We start from the raw sequence: 26,105 nt of genomic DNA, 5'->3' as shown, positions 1-26,105 counted from the left end.
GATGGTTCTACTGGTGGTGACGGTTCTAATAATGGTGATGGTCTCACCAAAGGAGATATCAAAGACGTTCTTGAAGATGTTTTTGGGAAATCAGGTTCATTCACTGCTCCAGGGCAAGGTAATGGATTTGATACCGATACGGTACTTACCACGTCCCTTGATGATCTAAAAACTGAAATTGATGAGCTAGAAGAAACACTTGAAAGTAAGCTTAAACAATCCCCTCTAAAGCTAGGTCAAATGTCATTCTCAGATGGCTCTTATGAATCCACGACTTTCTCCCTGAGCCGATGGAACGTTGATGTCGGGTTCAATTTGTTCAGTTCTTTGGGCTCTACCAATACCAATATGATTCGCACCGTTATCTTATTTCTTGCCACTCTGCTCGCTGGCTTTATTTTGCTTTCTTCTGGTCGCTCAAAGGTTTAATCATGGAATATTTTTATAGCGCACTTGATTACATTGTCACTGTCTTCGGCAGTATTTACGACTTCTTCGCCTCCATACCTGAGTTGATTCTCCAATCATTCACATACGCATGGTTTTGGTTCATCAAGCTCTATATCTACTTAAAAATCCAAATGCTAGAAATGGCCTATAGCGTTGCCTCTTTGCTGCTTTCAGAATATGAGGTTTATACGGTGTTGAACATGGCCTTTAACAAGCTTCCCTCAGACTTGCGTTTTGCCTGTTACCAGTTCGGCATTGTTGATTCAGTTCGAATTGTTATTGATGCGTTTGCTACGGCATTTGTGCTTAGAATTATGGGGTGGTGATATGGCAGTTTCCTTTCGTCATGGTTCTAACGGTGCTTATAAAACCGCTTATGTCACATGGTTTGAAATCCTCCCTGCTTTGCGTGAAGGTCGTATCGTTGTGACCAATATTGAGGGCTTGAAACCCAAAGAATCTATCGAAGAATTATTAGGTGAAAAATTTCCAGATTCAGCTCGCTTAATTAGGATCTTTACACGATCTTCTGAGGGGGTAATGCTTTGGCAAAACTGGTTTAACTGGATGCCTATTGGTGCATTCATTGTTATTGATGAATGTCAGGATTTGTATTGTCCCGAAGCAGGATTTAAACGTGAGAAGTTCTTACAAAAGCCCTTTTCTGAGTTTGTAGATTACCTACCTAAAGACTTTTCAGAACTGTTCTATTCTCGTTGGCTTCCAGTTGACCCTGATTCGTTTGAAGTAGGTGACGTTGATGATTGCGAACGAACCCAACTCGATGAAAATAACAGACTGCTCTACCCGTTCGACTTCTACGGCGCATTCATGCGACATAGAAAATACCAATGGGATATTGTCATGCTTACGCCTGATTACACCGCAATCCCAACTTGGTTAAAAGGGTGTGCCGGTGAAGCATATTCTCACCGTTCTACGGATACGTTCTTTCGAAGTCGTAAGCCTAGGATTTTTAACCATCCACCAAAATCCACTAAGACAGCTCCCTCTACTAAGAGCGATATGGCTAGTAGTACGAACAAGACAATTCCTGTTGATGTATTCGCACTGTATCAGTCCACAGGAACCGGAGGCTTTAACGCTACTAAGTCTGATATCTCGGTTTTGAAGTCTCCAAAATTCATTCTTGCGATCCTTATCGGTGTCGCGGCCGTTGGCAAATTTCTATGGGATTTATCTTATGTACTATCTGATTCTGATGTGGGTGAAGTTCAAACGGTTGATGCGCCAGCTGCCTCTACCAACTCGCCTACTCTATCTACTCAGGTTAACGTTCCAATATCTGAAAATGTTCCTATCAAAGATGGGGAAAGTTCTGTTCGGGTGGGTTCTAGCAATGCTACTTCTCAAGCTTCTGCTGAAAGTCTTCCTGATGCTGTGAATCCTTTCTTTGATGCTTTTCCCGTATTCAACGGCTCTACAGCGGTCTATCTTACGTCAGTAAGTAGAACGGTTTATCCAAAGGGCTTTGGTGAGTATTCAGACTTTGTCTTTAGGATAGATAAAGGTGTAGACACCTTTTATATACGCTCGGCTGTATTGAACCGCTACGGCTATCGCTTCGAATTGATTGATGATTGCTTGATTCAAGTGCGCTCTAAAACAGTGTCGAGGGTTTTAACGTGTCCACCTACATCGAGTGGCGTTGCTATCGCTTCTGAGAGTAACGATTTGATGAGTGGTAGAGTCGAAGACGTTCAAAGGTCTGTCGATATCTTCAGCATGTGACGAATGACATACTTGAACGGTGGTATGTCAAAAAATGACATACTCGCCCCGCAGGGATAAGGGCACTCGATACAGTTCTTGGGTATGACTTCCCAAAATGCCCGAAAAGCAGCGAAGCGTAGCTGACTTGATGAAACCACATCACTAGCCCTTCACATTGCCAAGATCACCCTAGCAGAGCCTCTCAACATCAGTGGGGCTTTTTGCTACTGCAACCCATCTTACTAACAACTCTTTTCATTCTGCTCACAGCTTCGCGTGAGTCGTGAGAGCTGAACAGCGAGCGCGACGCTGTGGGCAGCAACCCCCGTGTTGTATCACGGGGGTAAATTCGACCTAACTCTATAACTTTTCGAGACTCTTTCTTATGCACTGCCTCATGTTGTATAATGATTTCTTTTTAATTAGGTCAACTTAATTGAACACTTCAATAATGCCCCCCTCAAACGATCTTATAGATGAATCTGACACAGTAATATCTATACCCGTAAAAAAAAGTGATTTAGGCGGTTTTATTACCGACCTGTTAGGCCAAAAACAATCACTAGAAAGAACTTATAACATTACTTTTGAAATTGACCATTCTTGGCTCGTTAACCTACATGAAACGATTAACCAACGTATATCACAGCAAGCGAACTCTACTCTTATCAATTTTACTGCTGTAATCTATTTCGAAAATGGAACAAAAAGAACAATAACTTCGTTAGAAGCTTTCAAGGGATATAATGAGACAAAACGGGAAGTTTCTAGTGGTGTGAAGATTATTTGGGAATACTTAATTCAATTCCCTAATCGTCCACATCCAGAAAAACAACAGATCTCTTTCACTGCTTCGATCTATCAACGAAAAAAAACAAAGCACTTAAACCCGTTAGACATTTACTTAGAAACATTATTAGCACCAGGTAAAGAATCACTAATTAATGTTCAAATTGATCACACTGAGAGGACTTGGAGCGATGATATTGAAAGTATAATCTCGACGTCTGTCTTAGAAGTAATGAAAACTAAAAGTGTCGGCTTTCACATTGCTCAATTCGCGCGTTTAGCCATGCTGTTTGTAATTGTATCTTTATTGATGATTTATCCACTTTACAACGCGCTGACAGTTCCAAGCGACTCTTTGTCTTCGGTTCAGGAGCAGTTCTTGGTCATTCAGGCTGCCGCATCCGATGGCGCCGATATGTTAAACCAGAAACTAGATTTAATCTTTGAAACTTTAACTCAAATAGAAGAAAGTAAAAGCTCTAGCACTATCGCACTTTTAATAGGCTGTATCTTAACTCCTGCTATACTCACTATTTTCTTAGTTGTTACTCGCCCTATTCAATCATCACATGTTCTGTTATCGCAGATGGCGATACTTAATCGCGATAAGCAACAGAAAAGGACAAAAGGAAAGGTCTGCATTATCATTCTGTCATACATCGGCAGCATCGCGGCTGGCATTATTGGTAACTATGGTTTCCAGTTCATTAACGGATAAGTGTAAGGCCCCTCTGAGGGGCCTTATTTTATCTATGTCTAATTCTAGATATTGCCCTAGCAGTTTTAATTAAATATGTAGAAGTCTTGATCTCTAATTCTGATTGAATCCCTAAAAGTGCAATTCCCGCTAATATTTGTTGTGGTCTCACCACTTGACCAGTCGGTAGCTCCATCCTGTCATATAACATTTTGAACTGTATCCAATCTTCACTAATGCTCAGTTCCCGACCTTTAGCCATTCTCATAAGCCTTTTACACTCGGGCGGAATTGGATTCCCCTCATCCCAACCTGTGACCGTTCTCACAGATTTAAAACACAGTTCAGCCACCTCTTCCTTGGTCATTTGGCACTCTAACTCTCGAAAAATGTAATTCTTACTCATTTCGCGATACTTCAATGATAAAACCTCTAAATACAAGAGGTTTCACTGATTTTATAAGATATGCACCATTAAACATAATCAGACATAATACGCACCAAAAAGGAGATTGAAATCTGAGAGGTTTCAGGGCCTGTTACTCGCGTAATTTTACGTACAGCGCCGCATGAATCTATCTATTTAATTACTGGCTGGCTTTGACTCCGCGTTAATTGGATTAAATCGTGATGGCTTTATCACATGTCTGCTCAAACTTAATTAAGACTTCTAATTACGGATGCCTCTCCAAAGTTAGTCCAGAGTCTCTGCTGGTTGAGTGTTAAAAGCTATTACCCTGATTTTGCTTACCAAAAGAACCTAGATGATTAACGCTTCCACTAACTCTCGGTCTATTGTCCGTACTACCAATAAACTGAAAAGACTTGGTTACTCTTGTTCGCTAGATTTAACGGTCCCAAAAGACCAAGCGAACTCCCGAATCATCTAGTCTTGTTTACCTATGTTGGCTTGTTCTTCACCAAATTGAATCAACTATCAACGTCATCAGTAACATCCGTACTCGTTTTTCAAACCACTAACTTTGAATTTTCTGATGCCCAACGGTCATTGTTACCAAACTGCGTTGCCATCCAAAACGAACTTCTATAAACGACTTGGCTAATCGTAAGTTACAGTGCAACATAAATTCTATTAACCTCTGTCTGGACTATATTAACTTGTCTCATAACTGCGATAATGACACTTCTATTACCAACAAGTCTTTAAAATCAGATCTTTAGGCTAGTTCTCAATTAGTTAGAGTATCTTTTGTTTGTTAACATATTCTGGAACAGAATAACTTATTATCTTAGAAGGCTTTACATGAAAATCAGTACAATCGCCCTATCGCTATTCACCGCTTTTTTTGGCATCAGCTCGCAGGCGCTTGCTAGTGAAAACGAAAACTCACCTAGAGAGCATGGTCATTTTTATGCTGGTGTTGATATCGGCTTTTATAATGAAACTGAATTAGAATATCGTGGCAGCGCCATTGAAGATTCATCTGATCTATCAGACTTTAGCTATAACTTGGTTGGAGGCTACGAATTCAATACACATGATGTCGTCAAACTGGGGCTAGAAGCCGAGTACCGAAAAATCGGAAAAGTTAGCTATAACGACTTAATGGATATTGAAGGCCATGCTTTCTTCGTAAACATTAAACCAAAGTTTATTGTTGAAGGTGACGTATTAGATCTGTATGTATCTTTATTAGCCGGTGTTGGCTCTATGGATATGGAAGCGAAAGCTTTTGGAGTATCAGACTCTAAGTCTGAAGCAGCCTACCAAGTTGGTGCTGAGCTTGGTGCGATGGTAACAGACAACATCGATATCCATATTGGTTACCGCTATGCAAACGTTGACATTGAATCCATCGATGTGTCACCTCAAACCGCTTACCTAGGTGCAAGGTACCACTTCTAAACTTGATTCACTCGTAGGCTCAATACTACTAAAGCCGTCCTTTTAAAGCTCGGCTTTAATTTTAATCACCTATTTCCCTACTCGACCTCTACTTTGACAAGACAATTCAACCATAAATAAAGTTACGTTGTATCTTCTGTAAAAAGTTACAACTTGAAAGCTTTGCCCTAACGCAAAATAAACCACTTTAACAGGCTACTATTTCGTGTTTAAATTTTGATCTATCAAACAGTTATACGAATAAATTTGGTGATTAAGCAATCAAATGCTATGCATTCAATCCTTAAAAATAAATTAAAGTGTTAACATCAGGCAATTTTGTAAACTAGGTGTTTGATATGTTGCCTAAACTTTATAAGTTCAGATCGCTCCACGACAGAAACATACAATCTATTTCCGAGTGTTCGTTGTGGTTTGATTACGCTAAAACTTTTAATAACCCTTTTGAATCTAACCACGCATTCAACAAAGAGCTTCAACAAAACTTTAAGATCATGTGTTTCTCTCAGTCGAACGACCACCCAATACTATGGTCGCAGTATGGTGACAACTTTAAAGGCATGTGTATCGAGTATGATCTCAACTGCTATAACGGCGAGGCCAATCTCAACTGTTTTGAAGTCCAGTATGAAGACGAACCGAATATGTTCCGCCCGACATCGCTAAGAGGTTTACAAACATCAAGACTGGGAGCTGAGATATTCAAAATTAAGCATTCTAATTGGCGTTATGAAAAGGAATACCGCTGGGTATTACCTGATGACGAGATGATCGGAAATAAACTCTACCTTAATAGAGAGTGCCTAAGCTCGGTGATTCTGTCAGAGCACGCTCCTGCCGACAGGAAATTGAAAGTTCTGATGACTTGCCAGCGCCTTGGTATCCCTGTTAAACACGCAATAGCAAAGCAAGAGTCGTTTACCTTCGAAGTGGTCAGTTAAGTAGAGTGTAATCCTACTGTTTAGCGCCAAAACAAGACATTCACATAAAGTTACAGCGCAACAAAAAAGAGAGCGACATTAATGAGACTCTCTCTTTTTATTACATGTTCACCGTAAGCTTTCCCAATCCTTTATCTTGCATCTGCTCAATCGTCGCGATAGACATTTGAACAGTTGAAAACCAATAAGGTCGGTGCTTAACGTTAAATAGTTCACTATTATCTAACGCCTCGAAAACAGAATATTTTCTACCTTGAGCCAAAGCTGCACCATAAACCGTTCGCTCAAGTACTGGAATGTCATTCACTTCCTCTAGAAGTGCCCTCTTGATGAACTGATTTCCAGGGCTCCAATCTATAAATTCAACGAGGTTTTTTAGTAGCTTAAGCTCTAGCTGCTCGACCATTGATTCAAGAAACTGTGTGTTTGGCATCACCTCAGTACAAGCATAATATTCGTCATGCTTGTCACTTGCTTCACGATAACCAAGCATCGTTTTTACCAATGCGTCTTCAAACGTTGAAGAAAAGTGGTTACAAATTAAAAACAAAGGCAGAACTCTCAACACACCAAGTAAAATGCCTACGTTAGGATCTTTAACCGACGTTTCTTGAAGTCGAATTCGAGTCGCATTTGACGTCACGACCAAGTGTTGCCAAACCTTAGGTGTGATGTGTTTAATGTTGCCATCATTCCACTTAATCAGCTGTTGACTCATTAACAATGGGAACAATAAACGACAATTTTCTATTCCTATTTGTCGTGCTGCAACTTTTGGATCGAGAATTACCTTAGATTTCTTTCCATATTTCTCTGAAAACTCTTGATTGGAAACAAACTCGATTAAACTTGAGCTCAATGGCCTACTTTTCGCGGATATTTCATGGAGTTTGGAAAAGTTTAAAGATGGCGAATACGCAACACTAGCGAACTGATTGTAATCGGGTAAGTCTGAAAACAACGAACTTATTAAGGTACCTTGAAGCTTCTCAATCATTAGCGCAGAAGCGGCATTGCTGACATCATCGATAACGTATCGTAAGGTTTGTTGCTTCGCGTCGACTTTTTCACGATGAGCATTGACTCTATCCTGCTCGCAGCGCAATAAAATACGTTGATTGTGAGATATGCGGTCAGATTCATCAAATATGACACTATCACAATACCTATTTTCCAAACTTAGTAACGTGTCTACTGTAGATTGTGCGAGCTTATATTCAGGTGAGATTAACCATCGATTAAAGCGAGCTTCAACATTGATTGAGACCTTCCTTGAGATCTCAACTACTTCAGAGGTATAACTTTTATTTGCTAACAACAACCGTGACTTTCCTTTGCCGTAAATGCTCTTGTATCGGCATATCCTGCCTTTATAACAAAACTAATATTAATAGAAATTAGAGATTGGTTCACGAAATTGTTTCAATAAAATTAAGGATATTTAGTTATAGTGCGTTGAGAGTGGCTAGTGTGTGATATGTAGCCGGATATACTTTTCTGGAAAGCTGTATTTGAACCTTTTCTTCGTCGGTAGGTGTTTTTTCGCCTGCTTGCAAACTTTACTATCTCCAGACGTTCTCACCTTTTTGATTCTTGCGTAACCTTTAGAGTGCTTCATCTCAATCATCAGATCGCAATAACCCTCGAAATCAACATTACTCTTGTTGAGCCCTTTCATGACGGTGACTTTTATCTTTTTAGCTACAGGATTAACCAATGCATCGTCGGGAAAAGCGACTGGGGATAAAAAACATAATAGTAATACTAGATATCTCATACTGCTCTCTCTTTGTTGAGGGTGAGAACAGTATGCGGAGATTTAAGAGAAATGAAGGATTAACTTAGTATGAGGATTGACCAGCTAACGCGTAACTCTCAACGATTACGCTTTCTTTGAGCCTTTAGACTTAAAACCATTATGCGGGAACACGTTACGAATACGTTGCTGTACGTTTTTAGGAACATCTTTAGTGAACTTGAGATTGTAACCAGAACGTTTTGCATACACTTTTAGCTCGCCTTTAAAGGTATTGTTATGACCAATCTCTTGAAGGTTGTGCTTAAAGCTCGGTGGAAGATGCCCTTTAACTTGTTCGATCGCCCCGTCGCTAAATTTAATTTTCAATACCGGTCGGTCGACTGCTACTAACCAAAAAACTAATACCGCACCGATTAAGATTACGTACATCATAATGTCACCACTACTGTTGATGGTTATTTATCGTCAGAAAGGAGCTTGCTTAAGTCTTCTTTGAGGCTAGTCACCGTCTTGCTGGCCTGCTCACTACGAGACGCTTCGCTAACCAAATACTCGATGGCATCTGAGAGCGTACAACCTAGCTCGTTCGCACGTTGAGATAGCTTTTCCCATACACGGTAATCAAGGTCGATTGATTTCTTCTTTGTATGAACTTGTTCAGCATTGAAGTGGCGTTTTCGCTTAGCTCTGATCGCTTGTTTAAGCTTGTTATCGAGCTCAGGAGACATGTTGTTAGATATCCACTCAAGAACACCCGTAGGTTGGTGTTCAAGCTTCAATAAGGCTTTAACAGCAACGTCAGCTTCACTTGAATCTATGTGGCAGGTGATCGACTCGCCTTCTTTCCATTTTTTGACCAGATAGTTCCATTTCCAACCACATTCCAAGTTTTCAAGTTGCTGATATTTCATGTCTAATCTCGAGAGTTAATCCTAGTGACAGCGTAACCCAAAATAGGCTATTTAACAATTATGATCTTGAAAGAATAGACCAAGATCATACTTATATTAGCTTAGTGATTAGTAACTACAACATAGAGCTACAAGCGAGATCGGTTTTTCTATATACTCCCTACCTCATTATCATAATCAGAAACTTAAATGACTCAAGTAGATTGGCGACATGTTACGCCTCAGTACGACGAATATAGCGCTCAATTAGAGCAATTCCCTGACATCTCGCCTTTCCCGTTTTCAGATATTCAACATAGATTCAAAGATGCGTTAACCCGCTTTGTCCGTTTGTCTAACCTTTCGCGTGTTTTACTTGTAAACGCTCCAGACAATTCGATCTATCGTCAAATGATTGTTGAATCTCTAGTCACTGCTTTAGATGATCACACTCTACCGGTTATAAAAACTGAGTCTTTAAATGCTGTCTCTCTGTTTGACCAAGTTCAGTCAAAAGACGGTAAGGTTGTAGCGACAAAGCCCGGCCTACTGGCTAGAGCAAACAACGGCTATCTGATCGTTTCAGCAAACTTGATCTTGGCAAACCCTGGAAGCTGGTTACTACTTAAATCAGCACTGCTTGGTGAAGCCGTAGAACCAATCAGCAGCAATCCAGAGCACTTGAACCAATCCCCGACTTTGCCTTTGACTTACAACATTAAGTTGATTGTTGTTGGAGACAGAGCTCAACTAGGTGACCTTGATTACCTGGACAGCGATATTCAAACCGGTTTTTGCCTATTTAGCGAAATTGAACAAGATATCAAGCTCTCTGAAGAGACTTTGACTCAATATCTTGGTTACCTTAAGTGGCTTCAACAACGCTATGAATTGCCAACCATCACGCAACAAGCGTTGACGGGCATTCTTACTGCCGGAGCAAGAGAAACGGAAGATCAAAGCTATATTCCATTATGCCCTATTTGGCACAATGCATTATTGAACGAAGCTCTGATTGAAGCCGACAATGGTGAGATTGATATTCACCATATCCAACAAGCTCAACAGCACAAATATAACCGCGAATCTTACCTACCAGAACGCGCCCTTGATGATATTCGAGATGGCCAAGTCATTATCGAAACCGAGGGCGAACAAGTTGGTCAAGTTAATGGTCTGACGGTTATCGATGTTCCAGGACACCCGATCTCTTATGGTGAACCTGCACGAATTTCCTGCGTTATTCACTTTGGTGATGGGGATATTGCCGACGTTGAGCGCAAAGCCGAGTTGGGTGGTAATCTTCATGCTAAAGGTATGATGATCATGCAAGCATTTGTGAGCAGCGCACTAAACCTTGAAGATCCGTTGCCATACGCAGCTTCCGTAGTATTTGAGCAGTCTTACTGCGAAGTAGATGGCGATAGTGCTTCTCTTGCGGAGTTGTGTTCTCTGGTTAGTGCTTTGTCTGAATACCCTATCAATCAACAAATTGCGGTTACTGGTGCAGTGGACCAATTTGGTCGTGTACAAGCGGTTGGTGGGCTAAACGAAAAAATCGAAGGCTTCTACCATGTGTGTAAGCACAACGGCTTAACAGGCGAACAAGGTGTGATCCTTCCAAGATCGAACTTAAGGCATCTTGCACTAAAGCCTGACCTTATTGAAAGCATTAAGAATGAAGAATTCCATATTTGGTCTGTGTCTAATGTAGACGAAGCAATTCCTCTCATTATGAACAAGCCATTTAGAGACGATGAACAAGAAAGCGTTCTGAGTAAAATCGCGGAACGTATTGAAAACTTTGAAAGACATGAGCACCCTATTGGAATCGTTGGACGCATTAAAAACTGGTTTGTCTAGTACTGATCGGACTTGTTTAGCGTACACCTGTTCACTAATATGCACCTATCAAAAATCGGAGTAATTGATAATGCAAAACAAACGTGATTCTTACACTCGCGAAGAGCTTCTAGCATCAAGCCAAGGCGAACTATGGCCACAAGGCCCTCAACTACCAGCACCGAACATGCTAATGATGGATCGCATCACTAAGATGTCTGAAACTGAAGGTGATTACGGTAAAGGTTTAGTTCTTGCTGAGCTGGATATTACTCCTGACCTATGGTTCTTCGATTGTCACTTCCCAGGTGACCCTGTAATGCCGGGTTGTCTAGGCCTTGACGCAATGTGGCAGCTTGTTGGCTTCTACCTTGGTTGGGTTGGCGGCAAAGGTAAAGGCCGTGCTCTAGGTGTTGGCGAAGTGAAATTCACTGGTCAAATTCTACCTACTGCGAAAAAAGTAACTTACGAGATCCACATGAAGCGTGTTGTTAACCGTCGTCTAGTTATGGGCCTTGCGGATGGTCGCGTACTTGTTGATGGTAAAGAGATCTACGTTGCTAAAGATTTGAAAGTTGGCCTTTTCCAAGATACGTCAGCATTCTAATCTAATAGTTAGATTTTTAGTAAAGCAGCCCATGGCTGCTTTATTTTCGTTCCAATAAATTTAGTTATAGTGCATTAAAGTATCCCGTATTAAGCTTGAAACAGGATAAATCCACCAGCGATACGCTTATGATAGCGAAACTAGAATGCTACATAGCTCTGGGAGTCTTTGTGTTGTTCTGAAACTAACAAGGCTCCAGCCGTTGTAATCAACAGACAATGGAGCCCTGACCTTGAATTCTTTACGCCCTATCTACTTATAGAGACCTGATTGCTTGTCATCTTTGGCGTCACGCCATCCACCTAACCAATAAGACCGAGAATCCATTTGGCTATATGGGCAAGCTTCTTGCGACCGTCCATTTAAACCAGCCTTGTAGCCTTGAGATTGTGCTCGTTCTAGTCGATCACGCTTTTGTCTCTTCATAGTGAAGTCCTCATACGGGTGTTACATTTACTAACATACAATGATTACAACTTTACGGAGTTTTTATGACTCCAACTTTAAGAATCGATCAGATTTTCACTTTTCTCAAGGCGAAAAAAAGCCCGAGTTCAGAATTGTGAACTCGGGCTCAAGAGATAAAATTATTTAAATTTTCTGCGGAACCCTAACAGACCAAGCACAGTCAAAGTCAACCAACCTAGGCTACCACCTTGGCGATCGACTTTTTCTGAATCGGCACTACGAGTTTGGATATCAGCTTTAGTAGCACCAACAATTGGAACCAGTTTAACGGCTACCACCTCTTCTACTGCGTTAGACGCAGCGCCACCACAGTATGAGTTGTGAGAAGTTGTGTCATACGGTTGAGTCGTTCCTCCAACTGTACATTTGATAGCAGTAGCAGAGATCACACCAGCATCGTTAATGTCAGTAGCATCAATGATTCGGAACTTGTTGTTATCTCCAGACGCGTTGCCGTCATTTGTTAGATCATCTAACCACCAAGCTTGGCCATTAAAGATGTCTACACGACGCTCATCTTTCGAGGAGTCGACATTGTATGGGTAGATAAAGCCTCTATGTCTACGCTCACTACCATCAACCTCACGAGTGGTTTCTGCATCTATTTGGCCAACAAACTCATTAAAGTTGTTAACTGCTTTAGCTTCACCGCTCGAACCACCAAAGAAGATACCACCAGACAAGTACGTTGCTGTTGGGTTTTTGGCATCGGTTACAACGAAAGGCTTATTACCTGCACTACCACTCTCTGGTACATAACCATTACGCTTAGAATAACCAACAGCGAACAAATTATCGTTGATGTCAGTCGCTACAGAGTTACTGTATCTAGCATCGTCGTTAGACGAGCCTGACTTAACCTCTGCACCGCTAATCTGTGTAGTCGTCCATGTTGCACCAGTAAGATCTAATGAGTCACTCACAAAAACACTGGCGTTCATGTCTTGTAGGTCACCATTACCATCTGCAGTATTATAGCCAACACCGTAAAAACCAGAACCTGATTCAACGATTGAACGCATACTGCCTTGAGCAAAGTAATCACCTTGTTTAGCGTCACCGCTGCGAATCCAATCGATTTCTTTGGTCGTAGTACCGTCCCAGATCGCCGCTTTAGAAGCATAGGCCTTATCTGGTTCTGATGTATCAGTCGGAACAAACTCTTCAGAGACACTACCTACATTGTAAACTTTGCCGTTACTCGCTTTTATCGCACGCCACGCACGAGTTTCCGAAGTACCATCTGGAGCAACGGAGTCGGTGTGAAGCGCATTATTACGGATACCACCTTCAGATTTTACCCCCAAAGGTTCAACTTCTGTCGCAGATTTGGCATACAGTGAGTTAATGACAGTATTTCGACTCGTAAATGTATCACCACCTTCTACAAATGCTTTTGCATTGACGTAAGTAAGGTCATTTCTTTCCTTGCTCCAAGTATCATTCCAACGGTTTTGCGCCCAGCTTTCACATGTAGAATATCTTAGCTCTCGGTAGCAATAGTTTTCGAAATCATCGAACTCTTGGATGTATTGGAACGGAGCGTCCATAGCGAAAGGCACTTCTTCACGATAACTTACCGCTTCAAGAGTATCGCGAGTTTCACCAGCCAGTTTAAAGTCGCCACATGCAACACTACCAACAGTGCCGGTAGTAAAACAACTTTCTGTTCCGGTTACTGTTGCAGGTTGAATTGCTACACCAAAGGTCTCTGAAGCACCCGTAATTGAGCTAGGAGTGGCAACTTCTACTACTTGATAGAGCGCAGCATTCGCATTAGTTGCAGCAAAAACTAATGCTGCAACTGTTGTTAATTTAAATTTAGTACAAGTCATTATTACTTCTTAACTTTCCTGTTGTAGTACCTCGAGCTCTTCCCAGCGCTCAAAAGCAACTTCAAGCTCCTGCTCTGCTGCAGATAGCTTATCTAATACTGGTTGTGTCTGCTCTACAGATTTTGAAAAGAAGCTTGGATCGTTGACTTCTTCCTGAAGAGTTTCAATTTGAGTTTCCAATTCTTCTAAACGCATTGGTAGCGCTTCTAGTTCTCGTTGTAGCTTATACGATAACTTCTTAGGTTTAGCTTTAACTGGTGCAGTTTTGGGAGTTTCCTCAACTACTTTCGCTGGCTTTGATGGCTTTTCAACCTGTCGGTATTCAAGTGCCTGCTTTCTTTGCTGTTGCGCATCGTGATAGCCACCAACAAATTCTTCAATCACGCCGTTGCCTTCGAAGATCCAACTTGTCATCACTGTATTATCTACAAACTGACGATCGTGGCTTACTAAAAGAAGCGTACCCTGATAGTTGGCAAGCAAATCTTCTAAAAGTTCCAAAGTTTCGATATCTAGATCGTTGGTTGGCTCATCGAGAATCAGCAAGTTGTTCGATTTGAGGAAAATACGAGCTAATAACAGACGGTTTTTCTCACCACCAGACAGCGCTTTAACAGGAGTACGAGCACGTTTAGGCGAGAATAAGAAATCTTGTAAGTAGCTAAGCGCATGACGCTCACGACCGCCTACTGTGACTTCTTGCTTACCATCCGCTAGGTTATCGATAACCGACTTCTCTGGGTCAAGGATCTCGCGGTATTGGTCAAAGTACGCCACTTCAAGTTTCGTACCGCAATGCAGACGACCTGAATCAGGTTTTAACTGGTCAAGTAGCAACTTAAGAACGGTACTCTTACCACAACCATTCGGGCCGATAAGAGCGATACGATCACCACGCATGATGTTGAAGCTGAAGTCCTTAACAATTTCTTTGCCTTCAAAGCCAAAGTTAAGATTTTCAGCTTCAAATACAATCTTGCCTGAACGCTGGCCATCGTCGATTTGGATAATCGCTTTGCCCTGCACTTCACGACGGTTCAAACGTTCTTCACGTAGCTTCTTAAGCGCACGTACGCGACCTTCGTTACGAGTTCTACGAGCTTTAATGCCCTGACGAATCCATACTTCTTCTTGAGCAAGCTTCTTATCGAATTCAGCGTTTTGCATCTCTTCGACACGTAACGCTTCTTCTTTATCTAATAGGTAGTTTTCGTAATCGCCAGGGAACGAGCTCAACTTACCACGGTCAAGATCAACAATGCGTGTTGCCATCGATTTAATGAACGCACGGTCATGCGAGATAAAGATGATTGAACCACGGAAGTCTTTGAGGAAGCCTTCTAACCATTCGATTGTCGCAACATCCAAGTGGTTGGTCGGTTCGTCGAGTAGAAGCACGTCTGGGTCACATACAAGCGCACGAGCAAGCGCCGCTTTACGCTGCCAACCACCAGATAAATCAGTCAGTTTTGTTTCAGCCGTGAGTTTAAGCGCAGCCATTACGTTACTTACGCGATCTTCAAAGCGCCAGGCGTTCGCATGATCCAGTTGCTCTTGAACGCGAGTAAGGCGGTTTAGGTTCTTTTCACTCGGGTCAGTACCGATGAGATCCAGAAGATCATGGTAGATCTTCAGCTGTTCGCCGATTTCCGCTAAACCACCAGCAACGTAATCATAAACGGTGCCTTCTTCATTACGCGGTGGATCTTGCTCAAGGCGAGATACAACCACATCTTGTGTGATTTGCATCTTGCCGTCGTCCATAATGATGTTCCCAGACAGGATTTTCATCAATGTCGACTTACCAGCGCCATTGCGCCCTACTAAACATACACGTTCGTTTTCTTGCAGCACGAAGTCCGCACGATCTAATAATGGGTGATCACCAAACGCTAATTGCCCATTATGAATTGTAAGTAATGCCATTCTTCTTTAACCAATCATTAAGTTCTAACAAGCCAAATGGCCAGTTAAGCTCTGAGCTTTGAGAAAGGTCAGAGCTTTCAAATTTGAGCACCGGAATAGTGACCCCGTAACGGGAAAAGAGCTCATCATCAAATGCAATGTCAACAACGTTGACGTGATGGCTAATGTTTAACTGTTCCGTGAGTTGGAATGCCATCTCACATAGATGGCACCCTTCTGTACTGTAGAGAGTCAGCACTCTATGTCCTTATACAATCTCTTTGATTATTTGTGTGTAATCAACCAGCAGTTATGAATGTGCTTATTGCGAGAGAAGTCCAATGGAAGTGTCTTCGCTGAGATATTCTGAGCCTTAAGACCTAACTCATCTAGAGCTTCCAAGTCCATTTTGAAGTGACGCTTGTTGTTAGAGAACACAATCGTGCCTTCTTCACGAAGAAGACGTTTAAGGTTTTCCATCAGCTGAATGTGATCACGTTGAACATCGAAAGATTGATCCATACGCTTTGAGTTAGAGAACGTAGGTGGATCGATAAAGATCAGATCATAAGAACCCTGCTCTTTAGCTAGCCATTGTAGACAGTCAGCTTGAACAAACTGATGTTGACGACCAACACGACCGTTAAGCTCCATGTTCTCTTTCGCCCACTCTAGGTAGGTATTAGACATATCAACAGTAGTTGTAGAACGAGCACCACCCACAGCAGCATGAACAGATGCACTTCCTGTATAAGCAAACAAGTTTAGGAAATCCTTACCTGCGGCCATCTCACCGATACGACGACGAGTGATCTTATGATCTAGGAACAACCCGGTATCTAGGTAATCATGAAGATTAACAATCAGCTTAACGCCATACTCGTTCACTTCTAAGTTCGATGAGTCTTGAGCCAATTTCTGGTATTGAGAACGGCCTTTCTGTTTCTGACGAACTTTAAGCACAACGTTGTTTGCTTCTACGCCTGTTACTTGAATAGAAGCACGGATGATATCGGTTAAGCGACGTTTTGCCTTCTCTTCCGGTACATCTTTAGGCGCTGCGTATTCTTGAATCACAAGATGACCTGGGTATACATCAATCGCTACATTGTATTCTGGTAAGTCCGCATCGTAGATACGGTAACAATCTAATTGCTCTTTCTTAGCCCACTTGCCAATTTTACCGATGTTCTTTTTAAGACGGTTTGCGAAGTCAGGAGCAATTAACTGTTCTTGCTCGCCCGTTGGACGTTCTGACATCGGACGATCTGAAATTGAGTAGTTCTTTTGGTGACACGGTAACGCACCGTTATTCAATTTGAACTGTTTGTCTGCACGCATGCGTAAGCAGCTTAGTAGCTCGTCTGAGCTAGAGAAGATAGATGCGTTACAGCCACCAAATTCAGCTTTGAGCTGTGCACCGAATGCTGTGTAAAGTGCAATAAGACCCGGCTCGGTACCAAGACGTTCACCGTAAGGCGGGTTAGAAACAATCACACCATCAGTAAACTCTGTAGGACGCTTAAGCTTTGCAGCATCGCCTACTTCGAATTCAATCAACTCTTCAACACCGGCACGACGAGCATTGTCACGCGCAGTTTTGATCATACGTTCATCATTGTCGTAGCCATAGAACTTACATTCCACTTTCTTAACACCACGACGACCTTGAACGTTCGCTTCAGCTTTCACTTCAGCCCATAGCTCTGGTTCGAAATCTTCTAGTGATTCAAAACACCACTTCTGACGTTTAACACCTGGAGCCATGTTTGCAGCCATCATTGCCGCTTCAATCACTAACGTACCTGAACCACACATAGGGTCTAGGAAAGGCTTAGTCGCATCCCAACCACTACGAAGAAGAATCGCGGCAGCAAGTGTTTCACGCAGAGGTGCACGACCTGATTCTGGACGGTAACCACGTTGGTGAAGACCGCTGCCAACCATATCAACACCAAGAATCGCTTTATCACGGTGTAGACGAACGTGAATGCGAATGTCTGGGTTCTCTTTGCTGATAGAAGGACGAGGCAGAGATTTCTTCTCAAAGCAATCAACAACGGCATCTTTTACTTTCATTGCACCGTATTGGCTATTACGGATTTCGTTGTTCGTACCATTGAAGTCAACAACAAAACGCTTAGAGTTATGGAATTGATTTACCCAGTTAACCGCAGTGGTTGATAGGTACAAATCCATGTCGTCCATACAAGTGAATTCAGAAAGGACACGTACAAATCGAGAAGCCAAACGGCTCCACAAACAACAACGATAAATTTGCTCATTGGTGGCTTTGAATTTAACACCTGCTTGAACAGGTTTTGCGTTTGTAATCCCTAGTTGGGTTAGTTCTTCAACTAATAAATTCTCAAGGCCATTTGAGGTAACCGCTAGATATTGATTCATAGTGTTCTTTTATTGATAAAAATGAGCTCGATTATACCTGAATTTGTTACTAGAGCATCACACTAAACTCGTCTTTTCATTGAATCTTTCTTCTAACTGGCTAGCAAACGCACAGTGTTGAAGCGATCGCTTACCCACATTCCCTTAGAACATAAGACTTATCAAACCAACACGATTCATGAGCAAATCCCCGTCAAAGCGATAATGTGAATTTATATTCACCCTAAAATTGGTATATACCAAGAGTGAGTTTAGTGTGAAAGTTAGCTACAAAAGGACATAAACAGGGAATAAAGATGGGTAAATTACACTTCTAGAGATAAAAACAGGCAGAAATTAAGGTGAAAAAATAGTCGTAAGTTCACTATTTAAATGGTTAAGCCGTGATGTATTTATCAGGATGAGGCTTTTTAGGCACAAAAAAATCGGCTAATGAGCCGATTCTGAGGAAGGTTTATACGTTTGTGTGCTGCGATGCGTGGTTGAAATGATGTGCTAGATTAGAGGTTAACCTACCATCGCTATGTGTGTCTGATGAAGGATAGTGTTCGCGTCTACCATTCTATCGTGCATCACCTTGATTGAGTCTCCAAATCGCAGTCCTTTTGAAGGCGTTAACAGGAACTCTTCTAGGTCAACAAATGCACATAGGCTCGCACACTCTCCCACTTCTAATACAATGAAATACCCTAAGCTATGCTCGTTATTCATTTGTACAATATCCCCTTCTTGAGGATATTCATGGCCAGTACCTTGTGAGTCGAAGAACCAACTCTTAGGCTGTACAGGCTTATGGAAACGCTTTGCTGCCACACAATAGAGTGCTAATTCCGCTTGACGAGGCTCAGACAGTTCTAAGCCAGAAATTTGTTCTTTGAAGGTTTGGTATGAAGATGCGTCATCAACGGTGAATTCATTATCTCGAAACGCGCAGTCCACCAGCTTATTGCGGACCAGATTCGTTTTGAAAATCATATCCTCTCCGAGGTTTAGCATTAATGAACATTGCTGCTCATCGTAATACCAACTCCATGTATCGCTAGGTTTAAGCATCATTTCGTCTCACACTGTTGAACCATTCCATTAGGTAAAACGCAAAATTACCTTCAATTACAGTAATTTTACTGAGCAATAGGCAAAAAAAAAGAGGAAATGAATTCCTCTTTCTTGTCGCTTTTCTCTACAACTCAGTGAGTTACAGTGTCTCTTTTATTAAGACGATGCCAGATTGTCGCTTTTCAGAAATAAAAGCGTCTTGCCGTTTAAAGATTTTTAACGATGTCACCTACAAGGCCTGGACCTTTGTAAATGAAACCAGAGTAAACTTGTACAAGCTTAGCGCCTGCCATCATTTTCTCTTTTGCAGCAACATACGAATCAACACCACCTACCCCGATGATCGGCAGTTGGTCACCAAGCTCTTGATAAAGTTTACGAACAACTTCAGTACTGCGAGATTGAACTGGACGTCCACTTAGACCACCCGCTTCGTCGCAATGCTTCATGCCTTCAACGATTGAACGATCCAATGTCGTGTTTGTTGCGATCACACCATCGATCTTATTTTTGATCAATGATTCACAAATTTGGCTGATTTCATCGTCACTTAGATCCGGAGCAATCTTAAGAGCAAGAGGAACATATTTACCATGCTTCTCTTCCAGTTCAGTTTGTTTCGTTTTCAGTTCAGACAATAGATCGTCTAGTGCTTCGCCATATTGCAGAGAACGAAGTCCTGGAGTGTTTGGTGAAGAGATGTTCACAGCAATGTAACCAGCGTATTGATATACCTTCTCCATACAGATCAAGTAATCTTCAGCGCCCTTTTCAATTGGTGTGTCTTTGTTCTTACCGATGTTGATGCCTAAGATGCCGTCATAGTTCGACTTCTTAACATTCTCAACAAGGTTATCAACGCCTAGGTTATTAAAACCCATGCGGTTGATGATGCCTTCAGCTTCAACAAGACGGAACAAACGAGGTTTGTCGTTACCCGCTTGCGGACGCGGAGTAACAGTCCCTACTTCTACAAAACCAAAACCCATCGCGCCAAATGCATCAATACATTCGCCGTTTTTATCTAGACCGGCAGCAAGGCCAACTGGGTTTTTAAAAGTAAGACCCATGCACTCTACAGGTCGATGAGGTAATTGTTGGCGATACAAAAGATCAATAGGTGTGCCAGTGAAGCGTTTGAAATTTTGAATTGCAAGATCATGTGCCTTTTCGGCATCAAGTTGGAAAAAGCCAGTTCTGGCTAGACGGTAAAGCATTGTGCCTCCGATAGAAAAAAGCCCCGTGTAAACGGGGCGCTATTATTTACTTATTTACCCAACTATTCAATCTATTACTGATTGTAAGGGTAAGATAATCGAGTTTGCTAACGAATGAGCTTCATTATTAAGCAAACGTTATCGTTTCTTCAAGTTATTAAGCCATTTCTAATCTCAACCTTAGTACAGCCATCAGGTCACTTAACAACAAACAACGTTTGCGTCGAAGTTTGTTCTTCAAAAGTCGTTAGGCCTATTGTTTCCACTTTACCGAAACGAAAAAGGCAGACCTTTTGGCCTGCCCTTATACTTTTTCGTCTTATCTAGTAACTAGTCTTTTGACATGCAGTTTAGATTCAACAGCATCAATTCACGCAGTGCTACTGAGAACTTAGCAAACTCATGAACAGAACCTACTTTGAATTCGTTTAGGATGCTTTCCCAACGATGTAGAGAAACAGAGTTACTTTCCATCCAGTCATCAAGCGCTTTAATCACATCGATATCTGAAGCACAACCACAGTTAAGTACTTGACCAGTTAACTGGCGTTGCTGCCAATCCAGATCTTCTCTGAATGCTGCACGCGCCAGTGCTTGCCAGTTGTTGTCTATAGCTTGGCCATTGATTTGCTTCAAGAACCAGTGCAGTGACAAACGGTCGCCTAGGTTGAAGTAAAGCTTAGACGCTTGCTGTACTGTTTTACCTGTTTCACGAGCCACTGTAGATATATCCAGTGCTGAGTACAGGCTAGACAAACGAGCCACTGAATTAGCCAGCTCAGCGTTTACACCTTGGTCAATCCATACTTGAGCCATTGCTTGATGCTCTTCTACTTCTGAAGCCACTAGGTTTTCATCCAGCTTCTCAGTAATTGCGACGACATCACCTTGGTAAAGCTCAATCAATGCATTCACTGACTGTTTACCGGTACGGTTTCTTAGCAACCAGCGTGCTAGACGACGAAGCGTACGACGTACATGGTAAAGCAATTCGTATTGAGCTTCAGAACTTGAGATGTTGTCCAGTTCACGGATGCTCTTCAATACCTTACCCAGGCCGTAGATTTCACGTGATGCCGCGTAAGCATTCGCAATATCAACAATGTTCGCGCCCGTCTCTTCTTGCAAGCGAGTCACGAAGTTACAGCCCATCTCGTTAACCATTTGGTTAGCAAGCGCAGTCGCAATGATCTCTGCACGAAGTGGATGGTTATCCATGTGCTGAGAGTAGTTACGGCGTAACTCTGTTGGGAAGTATTGCATCAGTTGTTGAGCATGGAACTCATCATTCGCAATGTCATCACTCACAAGATCTTCTTTTAGAACCATTTTACCGTAAGCGATCAATACTGATAGCTCTGGTCTTGTTAGTGCTTGGCCCTGCTTCTCACGTTCTAGCAGCGTTTCGTCATCTGGGATGTATTCCAAACCACGGTCTAAGTACCCGGCTTTTTCCATTGTGTGGATAAAGCGGATTTGCTCTTTCACTAAGCCTACACCTTGATGCTCAGTAACAGAGATAGACTCAGCTTGGCAGTAAGCGTCGTCTAGTACGATTTCACCTACTTCATCTTCCATAGATTCAAGAACTTGGTTACGTTGCTTAACGGTAAGATCACCATTAGACACCAAGCCATTCAAGAAGATCTTAATGTTAACTTCGTTATCCGAGCAATCTACACCACCAACGTTATCGACAAAGTCAGTATTAACTCGACCGCCCGTTAGAGCGTATTCAATACGACCCAATTGAGTCATACCCAAGTTACCGCCTTCACCAACAACCTTAGCTTTCAGGTCACGGCCATCGATACGTAGCACGTCATTTGCACGGTCACCCACATCGGTATGAGTCTCACTAGAAGACTTAACGTAAGTACCAATACCGCCGTTCCAAAGTAGATCAACTTTCATAGACAAGATCGCTTTGATCAAGTCGTTTGGTGCCATTGATGCTTTCTTGGTACCCAGCATTTTCTGAATTTCAGGTGTCAAAGAGATAGACTTCGCTCGGCGAGAGAAGATGCCACCACCTTGAGAAATCAGGTCTTTATTGTAATCTTCCCAACTTGAACGAGGCAGATTAAACAGACGGTCACGCTCTACCCAGCTTGATGCTGATTCTGGATTCGGGTCAATGAAGATGTGCATGTGGTTAAACGCAGCTTGCAAGCGAATGTGCTTAGATAGCAGCATACCGTTACCAAATACGTCACCTGCCATATCACCCACACCAATGGCAGTGAAGTCTGTGCTTTGACAGTTAATACCCATTTCGCGGAAGTGACGTTTAACCGATTCCCAGCCACCTTTCGCCGTGATACCCATGGCTTTGTGGTCGTAACCGTTAGAGCCACCCGATGCAAACGCATCACCTAGCCAGAAGTTGTACTCTTCAGCTACTGAGTTCGCTAGATCTGAGAATGTCGCGGTGCCTTTATCGGCTGCAACAACCAAGTATGGGTCATCTTCATCGTGACGAACAACGCTCTTAGGTGGGATAACCTCACCTTCAATGATGTTGTCTGAAACGTCTAGCAATGCACGGATGAAGCGCTTGTAACAACGTTGACCTTCAGCAAAGATCTCGTCTCGGCCAGACATCATGTGTTGACGCTTACAAACGAAACCACCTTTAGCACCAACCGGTACGATAACCGTGTTCTTAACTTGTTGCGCTTTAACTAGGCCTAGAATCTCAGTACGGAAGTCCTCTTGACGGTCTGACCAACGTAAACCACCGCGTGCTACTTTACCGCCACGTAAATGCACACCTTCAATGTCTGGTGCGTAAACGAAGATCTCAAACGCAGGAACCGGCGCAGGGATATCTGGAATCTCGCTTGGTCTCATTTTCAGAGCCAACCAAGGTTTAGACTGCTTATTCTCGTCTACTTGGTAGTAGTTAGTACGAAGCGTTGCAGTGATCATTTCCATGTAGCGACGAATGATACGATCATCATCCAAGCTTTCTACATGATCCAACTGTTCAGTGATCTTCTTAATAAGATCTTGTTGGCCTTTTACGCTGCCCTTCAGTTTCGGGTCAAAACGCTTGCCGAATAGGCTCACTAGCCCTTTCGCTAATTCTGGGTAATGAGACAATGTGTCTTCAATGTATTGTTGGCTGAATGGGAAACCAACTTGACGCATGTAACGAGCATAAGCACGTAAGATTGAGATTTCACGGCCAGAAAGACCAGCGCCAAGTACTAAGCGGTTGAAACCATCGCTGTCTAACTCACCCGCCCAGATTGCCGCAAAGGCTTGTTGGAAAAGATCGCGAGCTTCACGAAGATCAATGGTCTTATCGCTCTTGTGCAGCATAGAGAAATCAAGGATCCAATAGGTCACACCGTTGGTTTTACGCACTTCATATGGAGATTCACCGATAACGCGTAGGCCAAAGTTTTCAAGCATTGGCATAACATCAGAAAGGTGAATTGGCTCATCGCTGTGGTAGAACAACTTCAAACGAACGGCTTTTGAATCTGCCGCTTCTTCTTGAGGACGGTAGAAAAGCATACCCAGTTTGTTGTCTTCACTTAGCGCTTCTAAACGTTCAATGTCGGCAACAGCAGAACCTGGCATCATGTCTTCTTTGTACGAACGTGGGAATGCACGCATGTACTCTTTCGACAATGGAAGACCTTTGCTTTCACCGAAGTTTGCAATGATAGATTCAGACAGACGGTCATCCCACGTAGACGATACTTCCATTAAATTTTGCTCAATTGTTTTCACGTCCACATCCATGTTGTTGTTATCAACACGAACAATATAGTGCGTTCTTGCTAGCGGGCTTTCAGAGAAGTACGTTGTAAATTCAACCTCTTCTTCACAACCAAAGTACTGTTTCAAGATGCGCTGTGTTTGGCGACGAAGCTCAGTGTTGTAACGATCTTTTGTTACGTAAACCATGCAGCTAAAGAAACGACCAAACGGGTCTTTGCGAACAAACAAACGCAGGAGATCGCGATCTTGCATTTGTACTACGCCCGTACCGACTTCTAGTAGCTCTTCTTCTCGAGCTTGCAGCAGTTCATCACGTGGGTAGTTTTCAAGAATGTTGTGCAGCGCTTTGTAAGAGTATGAACCTTCACGGTAACCACTCGCATCCAAAATACGTTCTACTTTCTCGCGAACAAGAGGAATCGTTTCAACGGTTTGGTTATAAACGGCAGATGTGTAAAGACCAGTAAAGCGGTGCTCACCAATGACCTTACCGTTCTTATCGAACTTCTTAATACCAATGTAATCGTTGTAAGCTGGGCGGTGAATGCGTGAAGCCGTGTTGCCCTTGGTTACGATAAGCACATAAGGCTTTTTCGCTTCAAGACGTGCCGAATCAGAAAACTCAGATAGCTTAACGTTACGTACACGATCTGAGTTCGCAAACAAACCAAGACCTTGCTCCTTGGTCGGTTGCAGTTCAGTGTCGCCGTTAACTGAAACTAGGTCATATTCCTTATAACCCATGAATGTAAAGTTGTGTTGGCCTAACCAACGAAGAAACGCCAACGTTTCATCAAAGCGCTGGCCGTCTACTGGAATGCTCTCTTTTTGCTGTTCAACTTGATTGGTCACTTCTTCAAGTCTTTCAACCATCTTCAACCAATCGTTCACGACTAAGCTAGTGTCGGTAAAGATATCCAGCAACTCCGTTTTAAGTGCTGTCATTTCAGCTTTACTACTCAGACGGTCAACTTCGATATGGAAAAGCGATTGGAATGCACCTTCGTTATTGCTTACACCGACAACACTGCCCTTATCTGAGCGAGAGATTTGTGTTGGGTTATGAAGCATAAGGTGAGAAGAAAGGTCTAGGCGAGTCAATGCCATTTTTACGGAATCAACAAGGAATGGACTGTCTGGAACGACTATCTCAACGATAGTATGAGTAGACTGCCAACCTTGACGACTTACCGTCGGGTTGAATACGCGTACAGAGATTTCGTCGGCTTTCTTTTCATTGATGTGATGCCATAAGCTAACTACAGCACCATATAAATCGGATTCGTTTCTCTGAGTTAGATCGTCGTGAGAAACGTTACTAAACAAGTGTTGAGCAAGTTGAGTTACGAGAGGTCGATGAGCAAGGTCAAGTTTGTCTTGAATCAGCTTGTAAACTTTTTCAAGTAAAACTGGAACCACAGTTTCACGTGCGGTCATAGTCACACTCCACAATTAGAATTATATTTTATTATTAGGGGGATCACTTAATCTGGTGTTTGAAACGTGCCGTTGAGCGCTTTTCTACTAACGAGTTAAGCAAAGGTAATGCATTCATTTATTGTAAAAGCATTATTGAAAAATAGTTAATTGTTTTGGAGGTGGTAAGAGCTGAAATGTTTGATTATGTGATTAAGATTCCTTTTAACTCACTAGGCACGCCAAGGTTTACAGAGCTTCTAACTTAATAAACTTATTTTTTTGGTCAGTTGTCAGCCTAAACTGCCCTCTAACCCCTATTTGTGTAAGAAATGGTATAAACCGAGTTGCAGGTAACTGTAAGCGTAAACCTGTTGTTGTTATCACTTGAACTTTACTTGCGGCGCCAGAATAGCTGGCCAAAAACTGCTGATATGAGATGTTAAGTTGGAAAATATAGCGATTCATACGATACCTGTATAAATATACAG

General features: G+C 42.3%; 22 protein-coding genes. 8 read left to right on the top strand and 14 right to left on the bottom strand.

The window, feature by feature from the left end; all coding sequences use genetic code 11:
• From AB4503_RS15670 to AB4503_RS15655, 4 genes are all read left to right on the top strand, one after another.
• A partial coding sequence (locus AB4503_RS15670) for a hypothetical protein (RefSeq protein WP_372115360.1) occupies positions 1-429 on the top strand: 429 nt, incomplete at its 5' end.
• Positions 430-431: 2 nt separating this feature from the next.
• Positions 432-776 carry a hypothetical protein gene (locus tag AB4503_RS15665; protein WP_372115359.1) on the top strand — a complete coding sequence of 115 codons (345 nt, stop codon included), beginning with the start codon at positions 432-434 and terminating at the stop codon, positions 774-776.
• A gap of 1 nt (position 777) precedes the next feature.
• On the top strand, positions 778-2,202 hold the full coding sequence (locus AB4503_RS15660) for a zonular occludens toxin domain-containing protein (protein ID WP_372115358.1): 1,425 nt from the start codon (positions 778-780) through the stop codon (positions 2,200-2,202).
• 418 nt (positions 2,203-2,620) lie between these two features.
• The gene (locus AB4503_RS15655; RefSeq protein ID WP_372115357.1) at positions 2,621-3,691 is read left to right on the top strand and encodes a hypothetical protein; all 1,071 of its coding nucleotides are present in this window, start codon (positions 2,621-2,623) and stop codon (positions 3,689-3,691) included.
• Positions 3,692-3,719: 28 nt separating this feature from the next.
• Here AB4503_RS15655 and AB4503_RS15650 read toward each other — a convergent pair whose 3' ends face one another.
• Complete coding sequence (locus AB4503_RS15650) at positions 3,720-4,091, bottom strand: regulator (protein ID WP_372115356.1); 372 nt, start codon at positions 4,089-4,091, stop codon at positions 3,720-3,722.
• A gap of 843 nt (positions 4,092-4,934) precedes the next feature.
• Between AB4503_RS15650 and AB4503_RS15645 the strand changes: the two genes are divergently transcribed.
• Positions 4,935-5,537 carry a porin family protein gene (locus AB4503_RS15645; RefSeq protein WP_372115355.1) on the top strand — a complete coding sequence of 201 codons (603 nt, stop codon included), beginning with the start codon at positions 4,935-4,937 and terminating at the stop codon, positions 5,535-5,537.
• Positions 5,538-5,875: 338 nt separating this feature from the next.
• A complete protein-coding gene (locus tag AB4503_RS15640; RefSeq protein WP_017063853.1) occupies positions 5,876-6,478 on the top strand; it encodes a DUF2971 domain-containing protein in 603 nt (200 codons plus the stop codon).
• Between the two features lie 100 nt (positions 6,479-6,578).
• Here AB4503_RS15640 and AB4503_RS15635 read toward each other — a convergent pair whose 3' ends face one another.
• The 4 genes from AB4503_RS15635 to matP form a co-directional block, all read right to left on the bottom strand.
• Entirely contained in the window at positions 6,579-7,799 is a 1,221-nt protein-coding gene (locus tag AB4503_RS15635; protein ID WP_372115354.1) for a hypothetical protein, read from the bottom strand.
• A 144-nt stretch (positions 7,800-7,943) separates the two neighbouring features.
• Complete coding sequence (locus AB4503_RS15630) at positions 7,944-8,255, bottom strand: hypothetical protein (protein WP_017059671.1); 312 nt, start codon at positions 8,253-8,255, stop codon at positions 7,944-7,946.
• 105 nt (positions 8,256-8,360) lie between these two features.
• Positions 8,361-8,669 (bottom strand): DUF3634 family protein, encoded by a 309-nt coding sequence (locus tag AB4503_RS15625; RefSeq protein ID WP_017059672.1) that lies wholly within the window; start codon positions 8,667-8,669, stop codon positions 8,361-8,363.
• A gap of 23 nt (positions 8,670-8,692) precedes the next feature.
• Positions 8,693-9,148 carry a macrodomain Ter protein MatP gene (gene matP / locus AB4503_RS15620; protein ID WP_017059673.1) on the bottom strand — a complete coding sequence of 152 codons (456 nt, stop codon included), beginning with the start codon at positions 9,146-9,148 and terminating at the stop codon, positions 8,693-8,695.
• A gap of 189 nt (positions 9,149-9,337) precedes the next feature.
• Between matP and AB4503_RS15615 the strand changes: the two genes are divergently transcribed.
• Both AB4503_RS15615 and fabA read left to right on the top strand, forming a co-directional pair.
• Positions 9,338-10,990, top strand: coding sequence for a Lon protease family protein (locus AB4503_RS15615; protein WP_048615970.1), 1,653 nt, complete (start codon positions 9,338-9,340; stop codon positions 10,988-10,990).
• A gap of 70 nt (positions 10,991-11,060) precedes the next feature.
• Positions 11,061-11,576, top strand: coding sequence for a bifunctional 3-hydroxydecanoyl-ACP dehydratase/trans-2-decenoyl-ACP isomerase (gene fabA / locus AB4503_RS15610; protein ID WP_371724605.1), 516 nt, complete (start codon positions 11,061-11,063; stop codon positions 11,574-11,576).
• 252 nt (positions 11,577-11,828) lie between these two features.
• On the opposite strand, the gene rmf is transcribed toward fabA, so the two are convergent.
• From rmf to AB4503_RS15565, 9 genes are all read right to left on the bottom strand, one after another.
• Positions 11,829-12,002 carry a ribosome modulation factor gene (gene rmf / locus AB4503_RS15605; RefSeq protein ID WP_017059676.1) on the bottom strand — a complete coding sequence of 58 codons (174 nt, stop codon included), beginning with the start codon at positions 12,000-12,002 and terminating at the stop codon, positions 11,829-11,831.
• Between the two features lie 161 nt (positions 12,003-12,163).
• The gene (locus tag AB4503_RS15600; RefSeq protein WP_372115353.1) at positions 12,164-13,879 is read right to left on the bottom strand and encodes a DUF3466 family protein; all 1,716 of its coding nucleotides are present in this window, start codon (positions 13,877-13,879) and stop codon (positions 12,164-12,166) included.
• Positions 13,880-13,888: 9 nt separating this feature from the next.
• Complete coding sequence (locus AB4503_RS15595; RefSeq protein ID WP_372115352.1) at positions 13,889-15,805, bottom strand: ABC transporter ATP-binding protein; 1,917 nt, start codon at positions 15,803-15,805, stop codon at positions 13,889-13,891.
• A complete protein-coding gene (locus tag AB4503_RS15590; RefSeq protein WP_019823251.1) occupies positions 15,783-16,043 on the bottom strand; it encodes a glutaredoxin family protein in 261 nt (86 codons plus the stop codon). Before AB4503_RS15590 ends, AB4503_RS15595 begins: the two co-directional genes overlap by 23 nt.
• 26 nt (positions 16,044-16,069) lie before the next feature.
• Complete coding sequence (gene rlmKL / locus AB4503_RS15585; RefSeq protein ID WP_372115351.1) at positions 16,070-18,190, bottom strand: bifunctional 23S rRNA (guanine(2069)-N(7))-methyltransferase RlmK/23S rRNA (guanine(2445)-N(2))-methyltransferase RlmL; 2,121 nt, start codon at positions 18,188-18,190, stop codon at positions 16,070-16,072.
• Positions 18,191-18,697: 507 nt separating this feature from the next.
• Positions 18,698-19,246, bottom strand: a complete 549-nt coding sequence (locus AB4503_RS15580) for a cell division protein ZapC (protein WP_372115350.1) — start codon at positions 19,244-19,246, stop codon at positions 18,698-18,700.
• Between the two features lie 206 nt (positions 19,247-19,452).
• Positions 19,453-20,463 (bottom strand): quinone-dependent dihydroorotate dehydrogenase, encoded by a 1,011-nt coding sequence (gene pyrD, locus AB4503_RS15575; RefSeq protein WP_136974293.1) that lies wholly within the window; start codon positions 20,461-20,463, stop codon positions 19,453-19,455.
• Between the two features lie 330 nt (positions 20,464-20,793).
• The gene (locus tag AB4503_RS15570) at positions 20,794-25,635 is read right to left on the bottom strand and encodes an NAD-glutamate dehydrogenase (RefSeq protein ID WP_017066961.1); all 4,842 of its coding nucleotides are present in this window, start codon (positions 25,633-25,635) and stop codon (positions 20,794-20,796) included.
• A 228-nt stretch (positions 25,636-25,863) separates the two neighbouring features.
• Entirely contained in the window at positions 25,864-26,082 is a 219-nt protein-coding gene (locus tag AB4503_RS15565; RefSeq protein WP_102495596.1) for a DUF2835 domain-containing protein, read from the bottom strand.
• Positions 26,083-26,105 lie beyond the last annotated feature (23 nt).

Origin of the sequence: Vibrio sp. 10N.222.55.B11 (assembly GCF_041473705.1) — a bacterium.
GTDB classification, from domain to species: Bacteria; Pseudomonadota; Gammaproteobacteria; order Enterobacterales; family Vibrionaceae; genus Vibrio; species Vibrio crassostreae_C.
Note: the sequence above shows the minus strand (reverse complement) of the source record. Positions and strands in the feature narration are given on the sequence as shown.

Coding starts and splice junctions, on each gene's coding strand:
- AB4503_RS15660 (WP_372115358.1), top strand. CDS start 778: ATGGCAGTTTCCTTTCGTCATGGTTCTAACGGTGCTTATAAAACCGCT.
- fabA (WP_371724605.1), top strand. CDS start 11,061: ATGCAAAACAAACGTGATTCTTACACTCGCGAAGAGCTTCTAGCATCA.
- AB4503_RS15645 (WP_372115355.1), top strand. CDS start 4,935: ATGAAAATCAGTACAATCGCCCTATCGCTATTCACCGCTTTTTTTGGC.
- rlmKL (WP_372115351.1), bottom strand. CDS start 18,190: ATGAATCAATATCTAGCGGTTACCTCAAATGGCCTTGAGAATTTATTA.
- AB4503_RS15615 (WP_048615970.1), top strand. CDS start 9,338: ATGACTCAAGTAGATTGGCGACATGTTACGCCTCAGTACGACGAATAT.
- AB4503_RS15600 (WP_372115353.1), bottom strand. CDS start 13,879: ATGACTTGTACTAAATTTAAATTAACAACAGTTGCAGCATTAGTTTTT.
- AB4503_RS15580 (WP_372115350.1), bottom strand. CDS start 19,246: ATGATGCTTAAACCTAGCGATACATGGAGTTGGTATTACGATGAGCAG.
- AB4503_RS15595 (WP_372115352.1), bottom strand. CDS start 15,805: ATGGCATTACTTACAATTCATAATGGGCAATTAGCGTTTGGTGATCAC.
- AB4503_RS15630 (WP_017059671.1), bottom strand. CDS start 8,255: ATGAGATATCTAGTATTACTATTATGTTTTTTATCCCCAGTCGCTTTT.
- AB4503_RS15570 (WP_017066961.1), bottom strand. CDS start 25,635: ATGACCGCACGTGAAACTGTGGTTCCAGTTTTACTTGAAAAAGTTTAC.
- AB4503_RS15665 (WP_372115359.1), top strand. CDS start 432: ATGGAATATTTTTATAGCGCACTTGATTACATTGTCACTGTCTTCGGC.
- AB4503_RS15640 (WP_017063853.1), top strand. CDS start 5,876: ATGTTGCCTAAACTTTATAAGTTCAGATCGCTCCACGACAGAAACATA.
- rmf (WP_017059676.1), bottom strand. CDS start 12,002: ATGAAGAGACAAAAGCGTGATCGACTAGAACGAGCACAATCTCAAGGC.
- AB4503_RS15625 (WP_017059672.1), bottom strand. CDS start 8,669: ATGATGTACGTAATCTTAATCGGTGCGGTATTAGTTTTTTGGTTAGTA.
- AB4503_RS15565 (WP_102495596.1), bottom strand. CDS start 26,082: ATGAATCGCTATATTTTCCAACTTAACATCTCATATCAGCAGTTTTTG.
- matP (WP_017059673.1), bottom strand. CDS start 9,148: ATGAAATATCAGCAACTTGAAAACTTGGAATGTGGTTGGAAATGGAAC.
- pyrD (WP_136974293.1), bottom strand. CDS start 20,463: ATGCTTTACCGTCTAGCCAGAACTGGCTTTTTCCAACTTGATGCCGAA.